Annotated in this window: 24 protein-coding genes, 2 tRNA genes and 1 rRNA gene; all 27 read left to right on the top strand. The window is 43.9% G+C overall.

Annotation, left to right across the window (positions count from 1 at the left end; all coding sequences use genetic code 11):
- The 27 genes from ACQVGS_RS21805 to ACQVGS_RS21675 all read left to right on the top strand — a co-directional run bounded on the left by ACQVGS_RS21805 (position 1) and on the right by ACQVGS_RS21675 (position 24,209).
- Positions 1 to 261, top strand: coding sequence for an RNA-binding S4 domain-containing protein (locus ACQVGS_RS21805; RefSeq protein ID WP_024123627.1), 261 nt, complete (start codon positions 1 to 3; stop codon positions 259 to 261).
- Positions 262 to 339: 78 nt separating this feature from the next.
- A complete protein-coding gene (gene yabP, locus ACQVGS_RS21800; protein ID WP_024123628.1) occupies positions 340 to 642 on the top strand; it encodes a sporulation protein YabP in 303 nt (100 codons plus the stop codon).
- A complete protein-coding gene (yabQ, locus tag ACQVGS_RS21795; protein WP_095714735.1) occupies positions 639 to 1,274 on the top strand; it encodes a spore cortex biosynthesis protein YabQ in 636 nt (211 codons plus the stop codon). The genes yabP and yabQ overlap by 4 nt, the downstream gene beginning before the upstream one ends.
- Positions 1,275 to 1,291: 17 nt before the next feature.
- Entirely contained in the window at positions 1,292 to 1,669 is a 378-nt protein-coding gene (divIC, locus tag ACQVGS_RS21790) for a cell division protein DivIC (RefSeq protein WP_010332711.1), read from the top strand.
- An 80-nt stretch (positions 1,670 to 1,749) separates the two neighbouring features.
- Entirely contained in the window at positions 1,750 to 2,136 is a 387-nt protein-coding gene (locus ACQVGS_RS21785; protein ID WP_003218379.1) for a S1 domain-containing RNA-binding protein, read from the top strand.
- A 167-nt stretch (positions 2,137 to 2,303) separates the two neighbouring features.
- Positions 2,304 to 2,380, top strand: a tRNA-Met gene (locus ACQVGS_RS21780).
- 9 nt (positions 2,381 to 2,389) lie between these two features.
- A tRNA-Glu gene (locus ACQVGS_RS21775) sits at positions 2,390 to 2,461 on the top strand.
- A gap of 199 nt (positions 2,462 to 2,660) precedes the next feature.
- Complete coding sequence (gene spoIIE / locus ACQVGS_RS21770) at positions 2,661 to 5,144, top strand: stage II sporulation protein E (RefSeq protein WP_024123630.1); 2,484 nt, start codon at positions 2,661 to 2,663, stop codon at positions 5,142 to 5,144.
- A gap of 84 nt (positions 5,145 to 5,228) precedes the next feature.
- Positions 5,229 to 5,966 (top strand): vWA domain-containing protein, encoded by a 738-nt coding sequence (locus tag ACQVGS_RS21765; protein WP_024123631.1) that lies wholly within the window; start codon positions 5,229 to 5,231, stop codon positions 5,964 to 5,966.
- The gene (gene prkT / locus ACQVGS_RS21760) at positions 5,932 to 6,954 is read left to right on the top strand and encodes a serine/threonine protein kinase PrkT (RefSeq protein ID WP_106021680.1); all 1,023 of its coding nucleotides are present in this window, start codon (positions 5,932 to 5,934) and stop codon (positions 6,952 to 6,954) included. The genes ACQVGS_RS21765 and prkT overlap by 35 nt, the downstream gene beginning before the upstream one ends.
- Before the next feature lie 103 nt (positions 6,955 to 7,057).
- Entirely contained in the window at positions 7,058 to 8,470 is a 1,413-nt protein-coding gene (tilS, locus tag ACQVGS_RS21755) for a tRNA lysidine(34) synthetase TilS (protein WP_095714738.1), read from the top strand.
- 2 nt (positions 8,471 to 8,472) lie between these two features.
- A complete protein-coding gene (gene hpt, locus ACQVGS_RS21750; RefSeq protein WP_038954341.1) occupies positions 8,473 to 9,015 on the top strand; it encodes a hypoxanthine phosphoribosyltransferase in 543 nt (180 codons plus the stop codon).
- Positions 9,016 to 9,112: 97 nt separating this feature from the next.
- Entirely contained in the window at positions 9,113 to 11,029 is a 1,917-nt protein-coding gene (ftsH, locus tag ACQVGS_RS21745) for an ATP-dependent zinc metalloprotease FtsH (RefSeq protein WP_024123634.1), read from the top strand.
- A 189-nt stretch (positions 11,030 to 11,218) separates the two neighbouring features.
- Positions 11,219 to 11,995 carry a type III pantothenate kinase gene (locus ACQVGS_RS21740; protein ID WP_024123635.1) on the top strand — a complete coding sequence of 259 codons (777 nt, stop codon included), beginning with the start codon at positions 11,219 to 11,221 and terminating at the stop codon, positions 11,993 to 11,995.
- Between the two features lie 11 nt (positions 11,996 to 12,006).
- The gene (gene hslO, locus ACQVGS_RS21735) at positions 12,007 to 12,882 is read left to right on the top strand and encodes a redox-regulated molecular chaperone HslO (RefSeq protein ID WP_024123636.1); all 876 of its coding nucleotides are present in this window, start codon (positions 12,007 to 12,009) and stop codon (positions 12,880 to 12,882) included.
- Positions 12,883 to 12,930: 48 nt separating this feature from the next.
- A complete protein-coding gene (locus tag ACQVGS_RS21730) occupies positions 12,931 to 13,824 on the top strand; it encodes a peptidyl-prolyl cis-trans isomerase (protein WP_491830600.1) in 894 nt (297 codons plus the stop codon).
- Positions 13,825 to 13,899: 75 nt separating this feature from the next.
- Entirely contained in the window at positions 13,900 to 14,826 is a 927-nt protein-coding gene (gene cysK / locus ACQVGS_RS21725) for a cysteine synthase A (protein WP_024123638.1), read from the top strand.
- Positions 14,827 to 14,989: 163 nt separating this feature from the next.
- Positions 14,990 to 16,399 (top strand): anthranilate synthase component I family protein, encoded by a 1,410-nt coding sequence (locus tag ACQVGS_RS21720; protein WP_188323431.1) that lies wholly within the window; start codon positions 14,990 to 14,992, stop codon positions 16,397 to 16,399.
- A 13-nt stretch (positions 16,400 to 16,412) separates the two neighbouring features.
- Entirely contained in the window at positions 16,413 to 16,997 is a 585-nt protein-coding gene (gene pabA, locus ACQVGS_RS21715) for an aminodeoxychorismate/anthranilate synthase component II (protein WP_024123640.1), read from the top strand.
- Positions 16,997 to 17,845: an aminodeoxychorismate lyase gene (gene pabC, locus ACQVGS_RS21710; protein ID WP_095714742.1), complete on the top strand. Its 849-nt coding sequence runs from the start codon at positions 16,997 to 16,999 to the stop codon at positions 17,843 to 17,845. The genes pabA and pabC overlap by 1 nt, the downstream gene beginning before the upstream one ends.
- 14 nt (positions 17,846 to 17,859) lie before the next feature.
- A complete protein-coding gene (gene folP, locus ACQVGS_RS21705) occupies positions 17,860 to 18,717 on the top strand; it encodes a dihydropteroate synthase (protein ID WP_101860936.1) in 858 nt (285 codons plus the stop codon).
- On the top strand, positions 18,710 to 19,072 hold the full coding sequence (gene folB, locus ACQVGS_RS21700; RefSeq protein WP_095714744.1) for a dihydroneopterin aldolase: 363 nt from the start codon (positions 18,710 to 18,712) through the stop codon (positions 19,070 to 19,072). Before folP ends, folB begins: the two co-directional genes overlap by 8 nt.
- Entirely contained in the window at positions 19,069 to 19,572 is a 504-nt protein-coding gene (folK, locus tag ACQVGS_RS21695) for a 2-amino-4-hydroxy-6-hydroxymethyldihydropteridine diphosphokinase (RefSeq protein ID WP_024123644.1), read from the top strand. Before folB ends, folK begins: the two co-directional genes overlap by 4 nt.
- Positions 19,524 to 19,742, top strand: a complete 219-nt coding sequence (locus ACQVGS_RS21690) for a helix-turn-helix domain-containing protein (protein ID WP_024123645.1) — start codon at positions 19,524 to 19,526, stop codon at positions 19,740 to 19,742. Before folK ends, ACQVGS_RS21690 begins: the two co-directional genes overlap by 49 nt.
- 13 nt (positions 19,743 to 19,755) lie before the next feature.
- Complete coding sequence (gene dusB, locus ACQVGS_RS21685) at positions 19,756 to 20,757, top strand: tRNA dihydrouridine synthase DusB (RefSeq protein ID WP_024123646.1); 1,002 nt, start codon at positions 19,756 to 19,758, stop codon at positions 20,755 to 20,757.
- 91 nt (positions 20,758 to 20,848) lie between these two features.
- Positions 20,849 to 22,348, top strand: a complete 1,500-nt coding sequence (gene lysS, locus ACQVGS_RS21680; protein ID WP_491830595.1) for a lysine--tRNA ligase — start codon at positions 20,849 to 20,851, stop codon at positions 22,346 to 22,348.
- Positions 22,349 to 22,659: 311 nt separating this feature from the next.
- Positions 22,660 to 24,209 (top strand): 16S ribosomal RNA (locus tag ACQVGS_RS21675).
- Positions 24,210 to 24,365: the final 156 nt, after the last annotated feature.

Genomic DNA, 24,365 nt, shown 5'->3' with positions numbered 1-24,365 from the left:
ATGAGATTAGATAAATTTTTAAAAGTATCACGGCTGATTAAACGACGTACACTAGCGAAGGAAGTAGCTGATCAAGGCAGAATCTCCATTAACGGAAATCAGGCTAAAGCAAGCTCAGACGTAAAACCTGGAGATGAATTAACGGTCCGCTTCGGCCAAAAGCTTGTAACGGTACAAGTGAATGAGCTCAAAGACACGACGAAAAAAGAAGAAGCCGCAAATATGTATACGGTGCTAAAGGAAGAAAAACTCGGCGAATAGGCTTGTTCTAAAAGAATCCCCCGCCTCATACAATGCAGTAATAATGCTAAAAGTATCGAGGATATGGGGGCTGAATAGATGAATTCATATTATGAACAAAAAGGTTCTTCTTCTGTTCCGGAACAGCACGATGTGACAATGAAAGGCCGGAAACATTTAGATATTTCTGGGGTTAAGCAAGTTGAAAGCTTTGATAACGAAGAATTCCTGCTGGAAACAGTGATGGGAATGCTCTCAGTCAGAGGCGAAAACCTTCAAATGAAAAATCTTGATGTAGAAAAAGGGATTGTTTCGATCAAAGGCAGGGTATTTGATTTAGTGTATTTAGACGAGCAACAAGGGGATAAAGCTAAAGGGTTTTTTAGCAAGTTGTTTAAATGACGCTGACGACACAATTCTATACAATGCTGGCGATGTCCGGTATGGGCCTCTGGCTTGGCGCGTCGCTTGATACGTACAGGCTCTTTGTCATTCGTGCCAGAACAGCCAGATGGCTTTTATTTATTCATGATATTCTTTTCTGGATTTTGCAGGGGCTGCTCTTCTTTTATGTCTTGCTTCATGTAAATGAGGGAGAATTCAGGCTGTACATTTTTTTGGCGGTTCTGCTGGGCGTTGCGACGTATCAAAGCCTTTGCAAACGAATCTATATAAAAATACTGAAATTCGTCATTTATCTTGTTGTTTCTGTTTATCAATTCTTAAAAAAGCTCATTCAGCACGTGTTATTTCGTCCTATTGTGTGGACATGCGGAGTCATCATCTGGCTGGTCACGTTTCTCTTTCAGAGAACATACCGCCTGATCGGTTTTCTCATGTTATGTCTTTATAAAATAGTCATGGTTCTGTGTTTTCCGATCCGCTTTATCGTGAAACAATGTATGAAACTTCTTCCTGAAAAACTGCGTCTAATTTTCAGACGATATTTTCAAAAAGGTGCAGGATTTCTAAAAAAGAAGAAGAAACTATTGGTAACCATAAGAACGACCATTACACGTTTTTTGAAGAGATGAAAGGAGGACCGTCTGATTTGAATTTTTCCAGGGAACGAACGATAACTGAAATACAAAACGACTATAAAGAAAAAGTAGAGCGGCAAAATCAGCTGAAGAAAAGAAGAAGAAAAGGGCTGTACAGACGGTTGACTGTATTCGGCGCCCTCGTATTTCTGACGGCAATTGTACTGGCAAGCTCTGTATGGAGCCAAACATCTTCCCTTAGCGCAAAAGAAGAAAAGAAAGAACAGCTTGAAAAAGAACTGAAGAATTTAAAGACAAAGCAAACGGATTTAAAAGAAGAAATATCCAAATTAAAAGATGAAGATTACGTCACAGAGCTTGCCAGAAGAGACTTATTCATGTCTGGAGACGGTGAAATAATCTTTAATGTGGAGAAGAAGAACAAGTAGCCTTGTTGACACTTAAATTTTTATTTAGGTATAATTAAGCAAACGATCTTTTTATAAGCCTAAGGAGGAGCACTTTTTTTATGTCGATTGAAGTGGGCAGCAAGTTGCAAGGGAAAATTACAGGTATTACAAATTTTGGAGCATTTGTTGAATTGCCTGGAGGCTCAACCGGTCTCGTTCATATCAGTGAGGTAGCCGATAATTATGTTAAAGACATTAATGATCACTTAAAAGTCGGCGACCAAGTTGAAGTGAAAGTCATCAACGTTGAAAAAGACGGGAAAATTGGTTTATCTATTAAAAAAGCTAAAGACCGTCCGCAAGCCAGACCTAGAAATGATTTCCGTCCGAAAGAATCTTTTGAACAGAAAATGAACAAGTTTTTAAAAGATAGCGAAGATCGCTTGTCATCTTTAAAACGCAATACGGAATCAAAACGTGGAGGGCGCGGAGCAAGAAGAGGATAACTTGCTGCTTTCTATAAATAAATGAAGCATCCGTTCGTCCCAACGGGTGCTTTTTTTATATGCTCTCTCAAGGTAAGAGTCAGAAAATTATAACATTAAAGTTTCTGTTGACGAAAAGGACAAACCTTTGTATTATATAACTTGTGCTTAGAAGCACAAAACAATATGGCGGTGTAGCTCAGCTGGCTAGAGCGTACGGTTCATACCCGTGAGGTCGGGGGTTCGATCCCCTCCGCCGCTACCATATTTGTTAGGCCCGTTGGTCAAGCGGTTAAGACACCGCCCTTTCACGGCGGTAACACGGGTTCGAATCCCGTACGGGTCATACTGAAAAATCGGTTTCTGTTACAGAAACCGATTTTTTTCATTTTTAGACATCTTTCTGGAAATTCTCCGCATAAACGAATTTCAGGGCAGAAACCGTCGAAGACTTCTTTGGTATACTTACCTTCTTTTGACAAAATCCTATCTGTGCTTTCGCTATAATGACAGGCAACGAATATAACAGGTGGGAGATGAGAGAAATGGAAAAAGCAGAAAGAAGAGTGAACGGGCCAATGGCGGGACAAGCTTTTGAAAAACTCCAATCGTTTTTTAACAGGGGAGCGAAGCTGGTGACTCATCATTTGCATTCACTGTTTTTCTATAAAGGATTCATTTATGTCGTCATCGGGTTTTTGCTTGGACGAGCTTTCATATTATCCGAGGTCCTTCCTTTCGCCCTTCCTTTCTTTGGGGCAATGCTTCTGATCAGAAGAGACAAGGCGCTGTATGCAGTGCTGGCTGTGCTTGCAGGTGCAATGACAATTTCTCCGAAGCACTCATTACTCATATTAGCGGCGTTGCTTGCATTCTTCGTGTTTTCTAAAGTAGCATCCTTCATCACAGATGATCGTGTGAAAGCCCTTCCGATTGTCGTGTTCTTCTCCATGGCGGCGGCAAGAGCGGGTTTTGTTTACGCTCAGAATGGCGCGTTTACAACCTATGATTATGTGATGGCTGTTGTAGAAGCGGGGCTGTCCTTTATTTTAACGCTGATTTTCCTCCAAAGCCTTCCGATTTTCACAGTGAAGAAAGTAAAACAATCCTTAAAAATAGAAGAAATCATTTGTTTTATGATTCTGATTGCTTCGGTGCTGACTGGACTTGCAGGCTTGTCCTATCAAGGGATGCAGGCAGAACATATCCTGGCCCGTTATGTTGTATTAAGCTTTTCCTTCATCGGCGGTGCAAGCATCGGCTGTACAGTGGGTGTCGTGACAGGCCTGATTCTCGGCTTAGCCAATATCGGAAATCTCTATCAAATGAGTCTGCTCGCTTTTTCGGGCTTATTAGGCGGTTTGCTGAAAGAAGGAAAAAAAGCAGGTGCGGCAATCGGGCTGATTATCGGGTCGCTTCTTATTTCTTTATATGGAGAAGGCTCTGCCGGTCTGATGACAACGCTCTATGAGTCATTGATAGCAGTCGGCCTGTTTCTGCTTACGCCTCAGTCCATCACAAGAAAAGTGGCGAGATATATTCCGGGCACTGTGGAACATCTTCAGGAGCAGCAGCAATACGCGAGAAAAATCAGAGATGTCACTGCTCAAAAGGTGGATCAGTTCTCCAATGTATTTCATGCATTGTCAGAAAGCTTTGCAACCTTTTATCAAGCGTCTGACGAACAAACAGATGACAGCGAAGTCGATCTGTTTTTAAGTAAAATTACGGAGCATTCCTGTCAAACGTGCTACAAGAAAAACAGGTGCTGGGTTCAGAACTTTGATAAAACATATGATTTAATGAAACAAGTTATGCTTGAAACAGAGGAAAAAGAGTATGCTTCAAACCGAAGGCTGAAAAAAGAGTTTCACCAGTATTGCTCTAAATCGCGTCAGGTTGAAGAGTTGATAGAGGATGAACTTGCCTATCATCATGCGCATTTAACCCTTAAGAAAAAAGTGCAGGACAGCAGGCGGCTTGTGGCTGAACAGCTCTTGGGTGTTTCAGAGGTCATGGCAGACTTTTCTCGGGAAATAAAAAGGGAGAGGGAACAGCACTTTATCCAAGAAGAACAAATTATTGAGGCTCTTCAGCATTTTGGAATAGAGATTCAGCAGGTGGAAATTTACAGCCTTGAACAGGGGAACATTGATATTGAAATGACAATCCCATTCAGCGGGCATGGAGAAAGTGAAAAAATCATAGCGCCTATGCTTTCTGACATTTTGGAAGAGCAAGTTCTCGTGAAAGCCGAGCAGCATTCGCCGCATCCAAATGGATACAGCCATGTCGCGTTTGGATCAACAAAATCGTACAGAGTGTCTACGGGTGCGGCTCATGCAGCGAAGGGCGGCGGCCTTGTCTCCGGCGACAGCTACAGCATGATGGAGCTGGGCGCAAGAAAATATGCAGCTGCTATCAGCGACGGCATGGGCAATGGCGCGAGGGCTCACTTTGAAAGCAATGAAACGATTAAACTTCTTGAAAAGATCCTTGAATCAGGAATTGATGAAAAAATAGCAATCAAAACGATCAACAGCATACTGTCTCTGCGGACAACGGATGAAATATATTCCACGCTCGATCTTTCTATTATCGACCTTCAGGATGCGAGCTGTAAGTTTTTAAAGGTTGGATCAACACCGAGCTTTATCAAACGGGGTGAGCAGGTGATGAAAGTCCAAGCGAGCAATCTGCCAATCGGCATTATTAACGAATTCGACGTTGAGGTTGTGAGTGAGCAGCTGAAGGCGGGAGACCTCCTGATCATGATGAGTGACGGTATTTTCGAAGGCCCTAAACACGTGGAAAATCATGATTTATGGATGAAGCGCAAAATGAAAGGGTTAAAAACAGATGATCCGCAGGAAATTGCTGACTTACTCATGGAGGAAGTGATTCGCACAAGATCAGGCCAAATTGATGATGATATGACGGTTGTTGTCGTCCGAATTGATCACAACACACCAAAGTGGGCGTCTATTCCCGTTCCGGCCATCTTTCAAAGCAAACAAGAAATTTCATAACGCTTCCGTATAAATCAATTTTCTTCTGGCGAAGATGGAACTATATGAATCTGAGAATCATCGTATTCTCCAGGAGGAATGAATGTGAACAACGGACGTTTAAATCAAATTCTGCTGATAACGGATGGCTGCTCAAATCATGGTGAAGATCCGCTTGCTATGGCTGCTTTTGCTAAAGAGCAAGGGATTACAGTAAATGTCATAGGTATAATGGAAGAAAACAAAATTGACCACGAGGCTATGAAAGAAGTCGAAGGGATTGCGCTTGCTGGAGGCGGCGTGCATCAGGTCGTTTACGCATCACAGCTTTCGCAAACGGTTCAAATGGTAACCAAAAAAGCAATGACGCAAACCCTGCAAGGGGTGGTAAATCAAGAACTGAAGCAAATCCTGGGAAAGAATGTGGAAATGGAGGAGCTTTCTCCGGAAAAACGCGGCGAAGTCATGGAAGTGGTAGATGAACTGGGAGAAACAGTGCATCTTCAGGTTTTGGTTCTCGTTGATACAAGCGCTAGTATGGCGCCAAAGCTCCCTACAGTGAAAGAAGCACTGATTGACTTGTCCGTTAGTCTTAACTCCCGAATAGGGAATAACGAATTTGCGATGTGTATATTTCCCGGGAAAAAACAGGAGGTCGAGCTTGTGCTAAATTGGACACCGAAGCTGCAGTCTCTTTCCACACTCTTTGCGAAGCTATCGACAGGCGGCATCACGCCGACAGGTCCGGCGATTCGTGAAGCGACACAGCAATTCGAAAAAATCCGCTCAAGAAGGAGCATGCTAGCAGATGATGAACGACACTTTGACGAGTTTGGCATGTAGCCTCAAGCCGGGAACGAGAGTAAAGGGCAAGTGGAATGGAAATACTTACACACTGCGTAAACAGCTTGGAAAAGGGGCCAATGGAATTGTGTATTTGGCAGAAGCATCAGATGGACATGTTGCCTTAAAGGTAAGCGATGACAGCCTGTCTATTACTTCTGAAGTGAATGTCTTAAAATCTTTTTCAAAGGCCCAGTCCGTAACGATGGGGCCTTCTTTTTTTGACACTGATGATGCCTTTATTCCCAGTGCTAATACAAAGGTTTCATTTTATGCAATGGAATACATAAAAGGCCCGTTGCTTTTACAATTCGTCAGTGACAAAGGAGCAGAATGGATTCCGGTCTTGATGATTCAGCTGTTAACCAGCTTATCCGTGCTTCATCAGCAAGGGTGGATATTCGGCGACCTTAAGCCGGATAATCTGATTGTCACCGGTCCGCCAGCCAGAATCCGATGCATAGATGTAGGCGGAACAACCAAGGAGGGCCGAGCGATAAAAGAGTATACCGAGTTTTACGACAGAGGATATTGGGGGTATGGGACAAGAAAAGCAGAGCCCTCTTACGACTTGTTTGCGGTTGCTATGATTATGATCAACTGTGTACATAAAAAGGAATTCAAAAAAACAAGCCAGCCAAAGGAACAACTGCGATCTTTAATCGAAGGCAGTCCGGTGTTGCAAAAGTATAAAAAAGTGCTTATTTCTGCTTTAAATGGCCATTATGATTCCGCTGACGAGATGAAAAGAGAGATGCTCGCAGCAGGGCAAAAGGCAGCGCAAAGAAAACAGGCCGGAAAAACGCCAACTTCGGCGCAACCTATCTCAAGACAAAGACAGCAAAAAATGCGCCAGGGAAAAGTAACACAGACGAGATATGCACCTAAAAAGAAGGGCGCTAAGTCCGGAGGGTTATTCGAAACCGCTCTTATCGTAATCAGTGTTTTGGCGCTTTATTTCGCTTACATTATCTTTTTCCTTATTTGACAGCCGCAATCTGCAATACCCATGCTTCTTCTTTGCTTGGAAGGATTGAAAGTGATAGGATATGAATATCTTTAAAATACCTGCTCATTGTGAGGAGGACATTGTGAACAGTGTCAAAGATTTTTTTATCAAACACAATCTTACGTTAAAAGGGGCGACAATTATTGTAGGCGTTTCCGGCGGTCCGGATTCGATGGCTCTCCTTCACGCGCTTCATGCGTTATACGGCCGTTCAGCCAATGTGATTGCGGCTCACGTAGACCACCGGTTCAGAGGGGCACAATCTGAGGAAGACATGCGTTTTGTCCAAGCATATTGTGAGGCTGAACAGATCAAATGTGAAACGGCTCAAATCAATGTAACTGCGTATGCTGAGAAAAACGGTCTCAACAAGCAGGCAGCTGCCCGTGATTGCCGATATCAGTTTTTTAAGGAAGTGATGTCCAAGCATCAAGCGGATTATCTTGCACTTGCTCATCATGGAGATGATCAGGTTGAAACAATGCTTATGAGACTGGCCAAAGGCATACTCGGAGCTGGACTTGCCGGCATGCAGCCGGTAAGACGGTTTGAAACGGGACAGATGATCAGACCATTTCTAGCCATTACAAAAGAAGAGATTCTTCATTATTGCCATGAAAACGCTTTGAGCTACCGGACGGACGAAAGCAACGCCAAAGATGATTACACTAGAAACAGATTCAGAAAAGCAGTGCTCCCTTTTTTGAAACAGGAATCACCGGATGTGCATAAAAGGTTTCAGAAAGTAAGCGAAGCACTGACTGAAGATGAGCAATTCTTACAGTCATTAACGAAAGAAGAAATGAATAAAGTAATCACAAGCCAGTCTAAAATATCAGTTGAAATCAATTCCTCTCAATTGCTTGCCCTCCCGATGCCTTTACAAAGAAGAGGAGTTCAACTAATATTAAACTATCTTTATGAAAACGTTCCATCATCCTTTTCAGCTCATCATATTCAGCAGTTTTTGGATTGGGCGGATAAGGGCGGTCCTTCAGGAGTACTGGACTTTCCGAAAGGACTGAAGGTGGTCAAATCATATCAGACATGTTTGTTTACATTTGAACAATGGCAGTGCAAAAATGTTCCCTTTGAATATCAAATAAGCGGAGCTGCCGATGAGACGGCAGTGCTCCCAAACGGATTTCTGATAGAGGCAAAGCGTAACGCGGAATCTCTTGAAGGTCATGGGAATTCTGTTTTTATTACAAGTCAAGATAAGGTGAGATTTCCCTTGACGATCCGGACAAGAAAAGCCGGCGATCGGATAAAACTAAAAGGGATGAACGGCTCGAAAAAGGTAAAGGATATATTTATTGATAAGAAATTGCCTCTGCAAGAAAGAGACAACTGGCCGGTTGTGACGGATGCAAGCGGTGAAATTATCTGGATACCGGGCTTGAAAAAATCCATTTTTGAAGATCTTGTGATTCCAAACAGTGACCGCATTGTATTACAATATAGACAGCATGAAAAGTGTAGGGGGCAAGCATAATCATGATGAAACATGATATTGAAACAGTTCTGATCTCAGAGGAAGAGATACAAGAGAAAGTAAAAGAGTTAGGTGCAGACTTAACAAGCGAGTATCAAGATAAATTTCCGTTGGCAATCGGTGTGTTAAAAGGAGCTCTTCCTTTTATGGCGGATCTTATCAAGCATATTGATACATATTTGGAAATGGATTTCATGGATGTATCAAGCTACGGAAAATCTACGGTTTCATCTGGAGAAGTAAAAATCATTAAAGATTTGGATACATCTGTAGAGGGCCGGGACATCTTAATTATTGAAGATATCATCGACAGTGGGTTAACCTTAAGTTATCTAGTAGAGCTCTTCCGATACCGTAAAGCAAAATCAATTAAGATTGTTACCCTTTTGGATAAACCAAGCGGAAGAAAAGCGGACATTAAAGCAGACTTCGTCGGCTTTAAAGTTCCTGACGCGTTTGTAGTGGGTTACGGACTTGATTATGCTGAGCGCTATCGCAATCTGCCTTATATCGGAGTGTTAAAACCGGCAGTTTATGAAAGCTGATCGGCAGCCTGCTTCCGAGATGGTTATTGGTTGTATTGGAATGATTTTCTATGGTACTATTGAACATAGTTGTGCTTACTGTGGGAGGAGGTAAGGAATGAATCGGGTCTTCCGTAATACCATTTTTTATTTACTTATTTTATTAGTAGTAATCGGGGTTGTGAGCTACTTCCAGACCTCAAATCCGAAAACAGAAAATATGTCGTACAGCACGTTCATCAAAAACCTGGATGACGGGAAAGTTGATAGCGTGTCGGTTCAGCCTGTCAGAGGTGTTTATGAGGTGAAAGGACAGCTGAAAAATTACGACAAGGATCAATACTTTTTGACTCATGTTCCTGAAGGAAAGGGAGCAGACCAGATCTTTAATGCTATAAAAAAGACAGATGTAAAGGTTGATCCCGCTCAAGAAACAAGCGGATGGGTGACGTTCCTGACGACCATCATCCCATTTGTCATTATCTTTATTCTGTTCTTCTTCCTGCTCAATCAAGCTCAAGGCGGCGGCAGCCGTGTCATGAACTTTGGTAAGAGTAAGGCGAAGCTATATACAGAGGAAAAGAAACGCGTCAAATTTAAAGACGTTGCAGGGGCAGACGAGGAGAAACAAGAACTCGTGGAAGTTGTTGAATTTCTGAAAGATCCCCGCAAGTTTGCCGAGCTTGGCGCAAGAATCCCTAAAGGTGTGCTTTTAGTAGGACCTCCGGGTACCGGTAAAACACTTCTTGCAAGAGCATCAGCCGGTGAAGCCGGTGTACCATTCTTCAGCATCAGCGGATCTGATTTCGTTGAAATGTTTGTAGGTGTCGGTGCTTCCCGTGTGCGTGACTTGTTCGAAAACGCGAAAAAGAATGCGCCTTGTTTGATCTTCATTGATGAAATTGACGCAGTCGGACGCCAGCGTGGAGCGGGTCTCGGCGGCGGACACGATGAACGTGAACAGACGCTCAACCAATTGCTTGTTGAAATGGACGGATTCAGTGCCAATGAAGGAATTATCATCATTGCCGCAACGAACCGTGCGGACATCTTGGACCCAGCCTTACTTCGTCCGGGACGTTTTGACCGTCAAATCACAGTGGACCGCCCAGATGTAATTGGACGTGAAGCTGTATTGAAAGTCCATGCGAGAAACAAACCGCTGGATGAAACGGTAAACCTGAAATCGATTGCCATGAGAACACCTGGTTTCTCAGGCGCTGACTTAGAAAACCTATTGAATGAAGCTGCTCTTGTGGCGGCTCGTCAAAACAAGAAAAAAATCGATGCTCGCGACATTGATGAAGCTACGGACCGTGTTATTGCCGGACCAGCTAAGAAAAGCCGCGTCATCTCCAAGAAAGAACGCAATATCGTGGCATATCACGAAGGCGGACACACCGTTATCGGACTCGTTTTAGATGAGGCTGATATGGTTCATAAAGTAACGATTGTTCCTCGGGGCCAGGCTGGCGGTTATGCAGTTATGCTTCCAAGAGAAGACCGTTACTTCCAGACAAAGCCGGAGCTGCTTGATAAAATTGTCGGTCTCTTGGGCGGACGTGTTGCTGAAGAAATTATCTTTGGCGAAGTCAGCACAGGAGCGCACAATGACTTCCAGCGTGCGACAAATATTGCAAGACGAATGGTTACAGAATTCGGTATGTCAGAAAAACTGGGACCGCTGCAATTTGGACAGTCTCAGGGTGGCCAGGTATTCTTAGGCCGTGATTTCAACAACGAACAAAACTACAGTGATCAAATTGCCTACGAAATTGATCAGGAAATTCAGCGCATTATCAAAGAGTGTTACGAGCGTGCGAAAACAATCCTGACAGAAAATCGTGACAAGCTTGAATTGATTGCTCAGACGCTTCTGGAAGTTGAAACACTGGATGCTGAACAAATCAAACACCTTGTCGATCACGGAACATTGCCTGAGCGTAAGTTCTCTGATGATGAGAAGAACGATGATGTCAAAGTAAACATTCTGTCAAAAACAGAAGAAGAAAAGAAAGACGATACGAAAGAGTAACGCTTTCTGATAAAAACTGCCGGCTGACGCTGGCAGTTTTTTTATGTGAATCCCGCCTCTGCTGCCCCTCTTTTCAATCATCCAATTATGGTATCGATTTGTTTACAAATGAGCCGCCGATCGTGTATGGTATTGTAGAATGTTTGTAAAAGTAATGATAGAGAAACTATTCAAAAGTGGTGATAGAGGTTGTTACTTGTTATTGATGTGGGGAACACCAATACTGTACTTGGTGTATATCATGAGGGTGAATTAGAATATCACTGGCGTATAGAAACAAGCAGGCATAAAACAGAAGATGAGTTTGGGATGATTCTGCGCTCTTTATTTGATCATTCAGGTCTCATGTTTGAACAAATAGAAGGCATTATTATTTCTTCAGTTGTGCCGCCAATCATGTTTGCGTTAGAGAGAATGTGCACAAAATACTTTCATATCGAACCGCAAATTGTCGGTCCTGGTATGAAAACCGGTTTAAATATAAAGTACGACAATCCGAAAGAAGTAGGCGCTGACAGAATCGTAAATGCTGTTGCGGCCATTCACTTGTACGGCAATCCTTTGATTGTTGTTGATTTCGGTACAGCCACAACGTACTGTTATATCGATGAAAACAAACAATATATGGGCGGAGCGATTGCGCCTGGAATTACAATTTCGACTGAGGCGCTGTACTCGCGTGCGGCGAAGCTTCCGCGTATTGAAATCGCCCGGCCTGACAATATTATCGGAAAAAGCACTGTAAGCGCGATGCAATCAGGGATTTTATTTGGCTATGTCGGCCAAGTGGAAGGAATCGTAAAACGAATGAAATGGCAGGCAAAACAAGAACCGAAAGTCATTGCGACAGGCGGTCTTGCGCCATTAATCGCAAACGAATCAGATTGTATAGACATCGTTGATCCATTCTTAACCCTAAAAGGGCTGGAATTGATTTATGAACGAAACCGCGTGGGAAGTGTATAGGAGGTTTTGCAATGGATTATTTAGTAAAAGCGCTGGCGTATGACGGAAAAGTTCGGGCATATGCTGCAAAAACGACTGATATGGTGAATGAAGGACAGAGACGGCATGATACATGGCCGACAGCATCTGCTGCACTGGGCCGTACAATGACAGCTTCACTAATGCTTGGTTCTATGCTGAAAGGTGATGATAAGCTGACAGTGAAAGTGGAAGGCGGCGGGCCAATCGGCGCGATTGTTGCTGATGCAAATGCTAAAGGGGAAGTCAGGGCATATGTCTCAAACCCGCATGTTCATTTTGACTTGAATGAACACGGCAAGCTGGATGTCAGACGAGCTGTTGGAACAGATGGAACATTAAGTGTTGTAAAAGATTTAGGCCTGCGCGAGTTCTTCACAGGGCAAGTAGAAATCGTTTCCGGAGAACTGGGGGAAGATTTTACGTACTATCTTGTATCATCGGAGCAGGTTCCTTCTTCTGTAGGTGTCGGCGTGCTTGTTAACCCAGACAACACCATTTTGGCGGCAGGAGGTTTCATTCTTCAGCTCCTTCCGGGAACAGATGATGAAACCATTACAAAAATTGAACAGCGTTTATCTGTAGTAGAACCTATTTCTAAACTGATTCAAAAAGGGCTTGCACCGGAAGAAATTTTGGAAGAAGTCTTAGGAGAAAAGCCTGAGATTTTGGAAACCATGCCTGTTAAATTCCATTGCCCTTGTTCAAAAGAGCGTTTTGAAACAGCCGTTTTAGGACTAGGCAAAAAAGAAATTCAAGATATGATAGAAGAAGATGGACAAGCCGAAGCAGTATGCCATTTTTGTAATGAAAAGTACTTATTTACAAAAGAAGAGCTGGAAGAGCTTCGAGACCAAACGACCCGCTAAGCTCTTTAGCGGGTTTTTTGAATTTAAGAAAAGGGGCTGACAGTAAATTTGAAATCAAGAACAATCTGGACAATCATTTGGGGCGCGCTGCTGGTATGCTGTATCGCAGTGGCATATACACTGACGAAATCTCAAGCCAGTGCTTCCCTGTCCGACGAGTCCATTGCTACTATTGGAGGCAAAAGCGTCACAAGAGAAGAATGGCTGAAGGAAATGGAAGATGAATACGGAAAATCAACACTTGAAGATATGATCAATGTCCGAGTGGTAGAGCAGCTTGCCAAAAAGAACAATCTCAAAGTATCTAAAAGCGAAATTGATCGGGAATTTCTGCTGATTAAGGCGGTGAATAATTCATTTTACGAAGACGAGCATACAACTGAAAAAGAGTGGAAAGACCAAATTCGCTATAATATTCTTCTTGAGGAATTATTAACAAAGGATATTGATATTTCAAAGACAGAAATGAAATCATTTTATAATCAAAATAAAGAACTGTATCAGTTTGATGATTCGTATCGTATTCGGCATATTGTTGTAAAGGATGAAGAGGAAGCCAGACAAGTTTTAAAAGAGCTTGAAGGCGGCTCGAGCTTTGAAGCTGTTGCGGCGGAACGGTCCACAGACAGGTATACGTCACCGTACGGGGGAGATTTAGGGTTTGTCACCGTGGCATCAGACAACATTCCGTCATCATACATTGAAGAAGCAAAGACACTAAAACAAGATGAATGGTCAAACGAACCGATAAAGGTAAACAACGGCTATGCGATTATTCAACTGAAAGAAAGGTTAAATGCGAGAACGTTCTCATATGATGAAGTGAAGAATCAGATTAAACGCCAGATCGCAATGGATCAGTTAGGTGATAAAGCAACTGTAAAATCGCTTTGGAAAGAAGCTGACGTGTCTTGGTTCTATGGGGAAAAAAGTACTAAATGATTGACAAAAAATTTTGAAATTGATAGATTATATACATAATACCAATACAAATAGTCGGAAATTGAGGTGTCGAGAATGGTACGTGTAGCAAACTCCATTACTGAATTAATTGGGAATACGCCAATCGTTAAATTAAATCGCCTTGTTGATGAAAACAGTGCGGATGTATATTTGAAGCTTGAATACATGAACCCTGGAAGCAGTGTAAAAGACCGTATCGGTTTAGCGATGATTGAAGCCGCTGAAAAAGAAGGGAAATTAAAAGCTGGCGATACAATCATTGAACCGACAAGCGGAAATACAGGAATCGGGCTGGCAATGGTTGCTGCGGCTAAAGGTTTAAAAGCGATTTTGGTTATGCCTGACACAATGAGCATGGAGCGCCGCAACCTTCTTCGCGCATATGGTGCTGAGCTTGTGCTGACTCCGGGTGCGGAAGGCATGAAAGGCGCCATTAAGAAAGCGGAGGAGCTTGCTGAAAAACACGGATACTTCGTGCCGCAGCAGTTTAACAATCCATCGAACCCTGAAATCCATCGCCAAACAACAGGTAAAGAAATCGTTGAGCAATTCGGTGATGACCAGCTTGATGCATTTGTAGCCGGAATCGGAACAGGCGGAACGATTACAGGAGCGGGTGAAGTCCTGAAGGAAGCATATCCTTCCGTCAAAATCTACGCTGTTGAACCGTCAGATTCCCCAGTGCTTTCAGGAGGAAAACCAGGCCCTCACAAAATTCAGGGAATCGGAGCTGGCTTTGTGCCCGACATCTTAAACACTGAAGTATACGATGAAATTTTCCCTGTGAAGAATGAAGAAGCATTTGAATATGCACGCAGAGCTGCACGTGAAGAAGGAATTCTCGGAGGCATCTCATCAGGTGCGGCCATTTATGCTGCTATTGAAGTAGCGAAAAAACTCGGAAAGGGCAAAAAAGTATTGGCTATCATTCCGAGTAACGGCGAACGTTATTTGAGTACGCCGCTGTATCAATTCGATTAAAAAGCTCGAAAAAACTCCCGGTGCCCGGGAGTTTTTTTATTTGTGCATCAAATATGCCGTGTCCGCGACGAATCTTATCCTTGGAAGAGAAATTCACTTTTTTCACTCATGATATTGCTTTACAATAAAAAAAGCAGAAAAAGAAAACAGAGGAATGATATAAATGGCACAACGCAGACCGGCAGGCAGAAAAGTACCTTTTCAAAAAGATTCATTCTTGCAACAATATGAGAAACTTTCACAATCCAGAAAACAGCACGTGCTTCTTGAAAGTGCAAGAGGCGGCAGATACAGTATAGCCGGTCTTGATCCAATTGCGGCTGTCAAGGGAAAAGACGGAATTACAACCATTAAGCATGGGGATGAGACACTGTTTATAGAGGGTGACCCATTACGCGCCTTCCACAGTTGGTTTAAAACGCTGGAAACAGAAACGGATGAAGAATTGCCTGATTTTCAAGGGGGAGCAATCGGCTTTCTTAGCTATGATTACGCACGCTACATTGAAAATTTTAAAATGCTCTCATTAGATGACCTGGAGACACCTGATATCTATTTTCTTGTCTTTGATGATATCGCCGTCTATGACCATGAAGAACAGGCTCTTTGGCTGGTCACTCATGTGAATGATGAGAACGAATCAGCGGACGAAAAGCTGTCCCAGCTCGAACATATGTGGCTGACTGAGCTTCCCGGTGAGCCGTTACAAGAGATGACATATACAGCTGACGGTTCCTTTGCAGCGCCTTTTACTGAAGAAGGCTTTTCTCAGGCTGTAGAGAAAATCAAGCAATACATTGCCAGCGGAGATGTTTTTCAAGTCAATCTATCGATCAGGCAGTCGCAGCCGCTGTCTGCTCACCCGTATGAGATCTACAAAAAGCTGAGAGAAGTGAATCCTTCTCCATATATGGCATATTTAGAAACACCAGATTTCCAAATTATTTGCGGATCTCCTGAACTTCTTGTCAGCAAAAAGGGCAAACTGTTAGAGACAAGACCGATCGCTGGCACTCGTTCCAGAGGGAAAACGGATGAGGAAGACGAAGCGCTCGCAAATGAATTAATCCATAATGAAAAAGAACGCGCTGAGCATGTCATGCTGGTTGATCTAGAACGAAATGATCTGGGCAGAGTTTCCCGTTACGGATCAGTGCGGGTTAATGAATTCATGGCAATTGAAAAATACTCCCACGTCATGCACATTGTGTCTAATGTCCAAGGTGAACTGCAGGATGGATACGACGCTGTAGATATTATTCATGCTGTATTTCCTGGAGGAACGATTACAGGTGCTCCTAAAGTAAGGACAATGGAAATTATAGAAGAACTTGAGCCGACACGCCGTGGGCTTTATACTGGATCTATAGGGTGGTTTGGGTATAATCAGGATCTTCAGTTTAATATCGTGATCCGAACCATTTATGCAGCCGGAGGGCAGGCGTTTATGCAATCCGGAGCAGGAGTTGTGATTGATTCTGTTCCTAAGCATGAATACAGAGAATCATTCAAAAAAGCTTTTGCGATGCAAAAGGCGTTAGAGCTGAGCGAAGCAGAGACAAAAATTAGATGAGGTGAGCGGAGAAATGATTTTAATGATTGATAACTATGATTCTTTCACGTACAACTTAGTGCAGTATTTGGGCGAGCTTGGAGAAGAGCTGATTGTAAAACGCAATGATGATATCACAATAGAGCAAATTGAAGAGCTGTCACCGGATTTCTTAATGATTTCACCCGGACCGTGCAGTCCTGATGAAGCTGGAATCAGCCTTGAAGCAATTAAATACTTCGCAGGCAAAATTCCCGTTTTTGGCGTGTGTCTCGGACATCAGTCTATCGCACAGGTGTTTGGCGGAGACGTGGTCAGAGCAGAGCGGCTGATGCACGGAAAAACCTCAGAAATCGAGCATGACGGCAAGACGATCTTTAAAGGTTTGCAAAACCCGCTTGTGGCGACACGATACCACTCACTGATCGTAAAACCTGAGACGCTGCCAAGCTGTTTCACAGTAACCGCACAAACGAAAGAAGGAGAAATCATGGCTATTCGGCACAATGACCTTCCGATAGAAGGCGTTCAATTTCATCCAGAGTCTATTATGACTTCCTTTGGAAAAGAAATGCTCAGAAATTTTATTGAAACGTACCGCAAGGAAGTCATTGCGTGATGATATATGTAAACGGCCGATTTATAGAGGAGAAAGATGCAGTTCTTTCTCCTTTTGACCATGGTTTTTTATATGGGATCGGTGTTTTTGAGACCTTCAGGCTTTATGAAGGCCGGCCGTTCCTGCTTGATTGGCATATAGAACGGCTTGAACGCGCACTTAAGGATCTGCAAATCGAATACACTGTGACAAAACAAGAGATGATTGAAATGCTGGACAAGCTGCTCGGGCTGAATGATATCAAAGACGGCAATGCCCGCGTCAGGCTGAACATATCAGCCGGCATCAGTGATAAAGGCTTCGCTGCTCAAACTTACGATAACCCGACTGTTTTATGTTTTGTTAATCAGTTAAAACCAGAAAGTCTTCCTTTGCAAAAGGAAGGAAAGGTTTTATCGGTACGGAGAAACACACCGGAGGGGCCGTTCCGGTTAAAATCACATCACTATTTAAATAATATGTATGCGAAACGGGAGATCGGAAATGATCCGCGGTTTGAAGGGATCTTTTTAACGGAGGATTGCGCTGTAGCAGAGGGCATCATTTCGAATGTTTTCTGGAGAAAAGGCAGCTCTATCTATACACCATCACTTGATACCGGAATTCTTGACGGCGTCACGAGACGTTTTGTCATGGAGAACGCAAAGAAAATAGGGATGGATGTCAAAACAGGCCGCTACCAGCTTGAAGCCCTTTTGACGGCAGATGAAGCATGGATGACCAACTCGGTTCTTGAGATCATTCCGTTTTCTAAAATAGAAGAAGTGAACTATCCGGGCCAAAACGGAGAAATAACTTCCGCTTTACAAACGCTATACCACCAAGAAATAAAGAACATGAATTCATGACAGGGAGGAAGAGAATGGCGCGGCAAACGATAGACCAAACACAAGTAATCCATACCAAACCCAGCGCATTATCATATCGAGAAAAGACGCTGGTGATGGGTATTTTAAACGTAACGCCTGACTCTTTCTCGGATGGCGGAAAATATGACAGCCTGGACAATGCCCTGTTGCATGCGAAAGAGATGATTGATGACGGTGCGCATATCATTGATATCGGAGGCGAATCGACAAGACCCGGCGCCGAATATGTGTCCGAGGACGAAGAAATGTCCAGAGTGATTCCTGTGATTGAGCGGATTACAAAAGAGCTCGCAGTGCCGATCTCTGTAGATACGTACAAGGCTTCTGTCGCAGATGAAGCTGTTAAAGCCGGCGCTTCAATCATCAATGATATTTGGGGAGCAAAGTATGACCCGAAAATGGCTTCTGTGGCAGCTGAACACAATGTTCCGATCGTTCTCATGCATAACCGCAAAGAGAGAAACTACAACGACTTAATACCGGATATGCTGTCGGACTTAATGGAAAGTGTAAAGATTGCTGTTGAAGCAGGTGTAGAGGAAAAGAACATTATCCTCGATCCCGGCATTGGTTTTGCGAAGGACTATCACGATAATCTGGCAGTCATGAACAAACTTGAAGTTTTCAGCGGACTTGGCTATCCGGTTCTTCTTGCAACCTCCCGGAAAAGATTTATCGGCCGTGTCTTGGATCTTCCGCCTGAGGAGCGGGCTGAGGGCACAGGCGCAACCGTGTGTCTAGGCATTCAAAAAGGCTGTGACATTGTGAGAGTCCATGATGTAAAACAAATAGCCAGAATGGCGAAAATGATGGATGCAATGCTGAACAAGGGAGGGATGCATCATGGATAAAATCTACGTAGAAGGCATGGAGTTTTACGGCTACCACGGTGTGTTAAAAGAGGAGAACAAGCTCGGACAGCGTTTTAAAGTCGATTTAACCGCAGAATTAGATTTAAGCAAAGCGGGACAAACAGACGACCTTGAGCAAACCATTAACTATGCCGAGCTTTACCACGTATGTAAAGATATCGTCGAAGGTGAGCCTGTGAAACTAGTGGAAACACTGGCAGAACGTATTGCGGACACTGTCCTGAAGAAATTTCATCAGGTGCAGCAATGTACTGTAAAAGTGATTAAGCCAGATCCGCCAATTCCCGGCCACTATAAATCAGTAGCAATAGAAATCACGAGAAAAAAATCATGAACAATACAGCTTATATAGCACTTGGATCTAATATTGGAGATAGAGAAACGTATTTACGGCGAGCGGTGGCGATGCTGCATCAACATGAGGCAGTGACAGTCACAAAAGTGTCTTCTATTTACGAAACAGACCCAGTCGGATACGAAGCTCAAGATGAATTTTTAAATATGGCAGTTGAAATCGAGACGTCGCTGAATCCGTTTCAGCTCCTGGAGCTCACGCAGCATATAGAAAATGAATTGGGCAGGACGAGAGAAGTCAGATGGGGGCCGCGGACGGCAGACCTTGACATTTTACTGTTTAATCGTGAAAATATTGAAACAGAGCAACTAATTGTTCCGCATCCGAGAATGTATGAGCGTTTATTTGTCCTCGCGCCGCTTGCGGAAATATGCACGCGGGTTGAAAAAGAGGCAAAAAGCGCGGAAACCGACCAAGAAGGTGTAAGAGTATGGAAGCAGAAATCTGGGGTAGACGAATTCGTGCATTCAGAAAGCTGAAAGGTTATACTCAAGAAGGATTTGCGAAAGCGTTAGGTATATCAGTTTCTATTCTCGGCGAAATTGAACGCGGAAACCGATTGCCGTCAGCTGCCATCATTCAAAGTGCAGCAGATGTTTTAAATATAAGCGCGGACGAATTAGCGCCGCCAGAAAATAATAACAAATGAAAGGAGGGGAAAAATGTTTAAAATCGGTGATATTCAATTAAAAAACCGGGTTGTGCTGGCCCCTATGGCCGGTGTCTGCAACTCAGCATTCAGATTGACTGTAAAGGAATTCGGAGCCGGATTGGTCTGCGCTGAAATGATCAGTGACAAAGCGATCCTTTACAACAATGCCAAAACAATGGGTATGCTTTACATTGATGAACGTGAAAAACCGCTCAGCCTTCAAATCTTCGGAGGAAAAAAGGAAACCCTTGTGGAAGCGGCGAAGTTTGTAGACCAGAACACAACTGCTGATATCATTGATATTAACATGGGATGCCCAGTACCAAAGATTACAAAATGTGATGCGGGAGCAAAATGGCTTCTCGATCCCGATAAGATTTATGAAATGGTTTCTGCAGTAGTGGATGCCGTCGATAAACCAGTCACAGTGAAAATGAGAATGGGCTGGGATGAAGACCACATTTTCGCGGTGAAAAACGCACAGGCTGTCGAGCGTGCGGGCGGAAAAGCAGTTGCACTTCACGGCCGTACAAGAGTGCAGATGTACGAAGGAACTGCAAACTGGGATATTATCAAAGAAGTAAAACAATCTGTATCGATACCGGTTATCGGGAACGGCGATGTCAAGACGCCGCAGGATGCTAAGCGTATGCTTGATGAAACAGGAGTAGACGGGGTCATGATCGGCCGTGCCGCGTTAGGCAATCCGTGGATGATTTACCGTACGGTTCAATACCTTGAAACAGGTGAATTAAAAGAAGAGCCGCAAGTACGCGAAAAAATGGCGGTATGCAAACTGCATCTTGACCGCCTGATTAACTTAAAAGGTGAAAATGTAGCGGTAAGAGAAATGAGAAAACACGCTGCATGGTATCTGAAAGGCATAAGAGGCAATGCGGAGGTTCGTAATGGAATCAATCATTGCGAGACAAGAGAAGAGCTTGTACAGCTTTTAGATGCATTTACTGTTGAAGTTGAGGCAAAAGAGCTTCAAGACGCAAAAGTAGGATAACACTCACCTCTATTTGCTGCTCACTGCCAGTTTTACGCTGGCAGTTTTTCTGCTTTTTTCATGAAACAATATCTGTAATGGAGTGATAACAATGAGTCAAGAAGAGCATAATCATGAAGAATTGAACGACCAGCTGCAAGTCAGACGCGACAAAATGAATCAGATGAGAGAAAACGGTATAGATCCATTCGGCGCACATTTTGAAAGAACTCATCAATCTGAGCAAATTATTGCGGCATATCAAAATCTAACGAAAGAAGAGTTAGAGGAAAAAGCGATTGAAGTCACAATCGCAGGCCGTATGATGACAAAACGCGGCAAAGGAAAAGCCGGCTTCGCGCACCTTCAGGATTTAGAAGGTCAAATTCAAATCTACGTAAGAAAAGACAGTGTTGGTGACGACCAATATGAAATCTTCAAATCTTCCGACCTTGGCGACCTTATCGGCGTAACCGGAAAAGTGTTCAAAACAAATGTAGGCGAACTGTCTGTAAAAGCAACATCATTTGATTTGCTGACAAAAGCGCTTCGTCCGCTGCCGGATAAATACCATGGTTTAAAAGACGTTGAGCAGCGCTACCGTCAACGCTACTTGGATCTTATCGTAAATCCAGACAGCAAACATACGTTCATTACACGCAGCAAGATCATTCAAGCGATGAGAAGATACCTTGATGATCATGGATACTTAGAAGTAGAAACACCAACTATGCACAGCATTCCAGGGGGAGCCTCCGCGCGTCCGTTCATTACCCATCATAATGCTTTAGATATTCCGCTCTACATGCGTATTGCGATTGAACTGCATCTGAAACGCTTGATTGTCGGCGGTTTAGAAAAAGTATATGAAATCGGCCGTGTTTTCCGTAATGAAGGCGTCTCTACACGCCATAACCCTGAATTTACAATGATTGAATTATATGAAGCGTATGCTGACTATAAAGATATCATGAGTTTAACTGAAAACCTTGTCGCTCATATCGCACAAGAGGTGCTTGGCACGACGACAATCCAATACGGGGAAGAGCAAATCGAACTGAAACCTGAGTGGAAAAGAATCCATATGGTTGACGCAGTCAAAGAAGCGACAGGCGTTGACTTCTGGGAAGATGTAACTGTTGAGCAAGCCCGTGAATATGCAAAAGAGCATAGTGTAGAGATTAAAGACTCTATGACAGTGGGCCATATTATAAACGAATTCTTCGAACAAAAAATCGAGGAAACGCTTATCCAGCCAACGTTTATTTATGGACATCCAGTAGAAATTTCTCCTCTTGCTAAGAAAAATCCAGAGGATCCGCGCTTCACAGACCGTTTTGAACTGTTTATCGTAGGCCGTGAGCACGCAAATGCATTCACAGAGCTAAATGATCCTATTGATCAAAGAGAACGCTTTGAAGCCCAATTAAAAGAACGAGAAGAGGGTAATGATGAAGCTCATTTAATGGATGAAGACTTCGTTGAAGCCCTGGAGTATGGCATGCCGCCAACAGGAGGCTTAGGCATCGGGATTGATCGCCTGGTCATGCTGCTTACGAATGCTCCTTCGATCCGAGATGTACTGTTATTCCCGCAAATGAGACAGCGCTAATTTAAAAGAGCGTCAACCTTTCTAATAGAAGGATGACGCTCTTTTATAATTCCTTAGGTTTTTCTTCAAAAAACTATTGCACTATTATTTACAAGGTGGTATATTATTATTCGTTGCCGCTAAACAAGGCGATGACAAAAAAATAACTTCAAAAAAAGTTATTGACTTCAATGAGTCAACGAGTTATAATAATAAAGTCGCTTAAACGAAGTGACAAAATGATCTTTGAAAACTAAACAAGACAAAACGTACCTGTTAATTCAAGTTTTATTATAAATCGCACAGCGATGTGCGTAGTCAGTCAAACTACTTTATCGGAGAGTTTGATCCTGGCTCAGGACGAACGCTGGCGGCGTGCCTAATACATGCAAGTCGAGCGGACAGATGGGAGCTTGCTTCCTGATGTTAGCGGCGGACGGGTGAGTAACACGTGGGTAACCTGCCTGTAAGACTGGGATAACTCCGGGAAACCGGGGCTAATACCGGATGCTTGTTTGAACCGCATGGTTCAAACATAAAAGGTGGCTTCGGCTACCACTTACAGATGGACCCGCGGCGCATTAGCTAGTTGGTGAGGTAACGGCTCACCAAGGCAACGATGCGTAGCCGACCTGAGAGGGTGATCGGCCACACTGGGACTGAGACACGGCCCAGACTCCTACGGGAGGCAGCAGTAGGGAATCTTCCGCAATGGACGAAAGTCTGACGGAGCAACGCCGCGTGAGTGATGAAGGTTTTCGGATCGTAAAGCTCTGTTGTTAGGGAAGAACAAGTACCGTTCGAATAGGGCGGTACCTTGACGGTACCTAACCAGAAAGCCACGGCTAACTACGTGCCAGCAGCCGCGGTAATACGTAGGTGGCAAGCGTTGTCCGGAATTATTGGGCGTAAAGGGCTCGCAGGCGGTTCCTTAAGTCTGATGTGAAAGCCCCCGGCTCAACCGGGGAGGGTCATTGGAAACTGGGGAACTTGAGTGCAGAAGAGGAGAGTGGAATTCCACGTGTAGCGGTGAAATGCGTAGAGATGTGGAGGAACACCAGTGGCGAAGGCGACTCTCTGGTCTGTAACTGACGCTGAGGAGCGAAAGCGTGGGGAGCGAACAGGATTAGATACCCTGGTAGTCCACGCCGTAAACGATGAGTGCTAAGTGTTAGGGGGTTTCCGCCCCTTAGTGCTGCAGCTAACGCATTAAGCACTCCGCCTGGGGAGTACGGTCGCAAGACTGAAACTCAAAGGAATTGACGGGGGCCCGCACAAGCGGTGGAGCATGTGGTTTAATTCGAAGCAACGCGAAGAACCTTACCAGGTCTTGACATCCTCTGACAATCCTAGAGATAGGACGTCCCCTTCGGGGGCAGAGTGACAGGTGGTGCATGGTTGTCGTCAGCTCGTGTCGTGAGATGTTGGGTTAAGTCCCGCAACGAGCGCAACCCTTGATCTTAGTTGCCAGCATTCAGTTGGGCACTCTAAGGTGACTGCCGGTGACAAACCGGAGGAAGGTGGGGATGACGTCAAATCATCATGCCCCTTATGACCTGGGCTACACACGTGCTACAATGGACAGAACAAAGGGCAGCGAAACCGCGAGGTTAAGCCAATCCCACAAATCTGTTCTCAGTTCGGATCGCAGTCTGCAACTCGACTGCGTGAAGCTGGAATCGCTAGTAATCGCGGATCAGCATGCCGCGGTGAATACGTTCCCGGGCCTTGTACACACCGCCCGTCACACCACGAGAGTTTGTAACACCCGAAGTCGGTGAGGTAACCTTTATGGAGCCAGCCGCCGAAGGTGGGACAGATGATTGGGGTGAAGTCGTAACAAGGTAGCCGTATCGGAAGGTGCGGCTGGATCACCTCCTTTCTAAGGATATTTACGGAATATAAGACCTTGGGTCTTATAAACAGAACGTTCCCTGTCTTGTTTAGTTTTGAAGGATCATTCCTTCGAAACGTGTTCTTTGAAAACTAGATAACAGTAGACATCACATTCAATTAGTAACACAAGATATCACATAGT

The sequence above is a fragment of the Bacillus sp. SD127 genome (genome assembly GCF_058566445.1).
The sequence above is the reverse complement of the archived record's forward strand: the minus strand, read 5'-3'. Positions and strand labels throughout refer to the sequence as shown.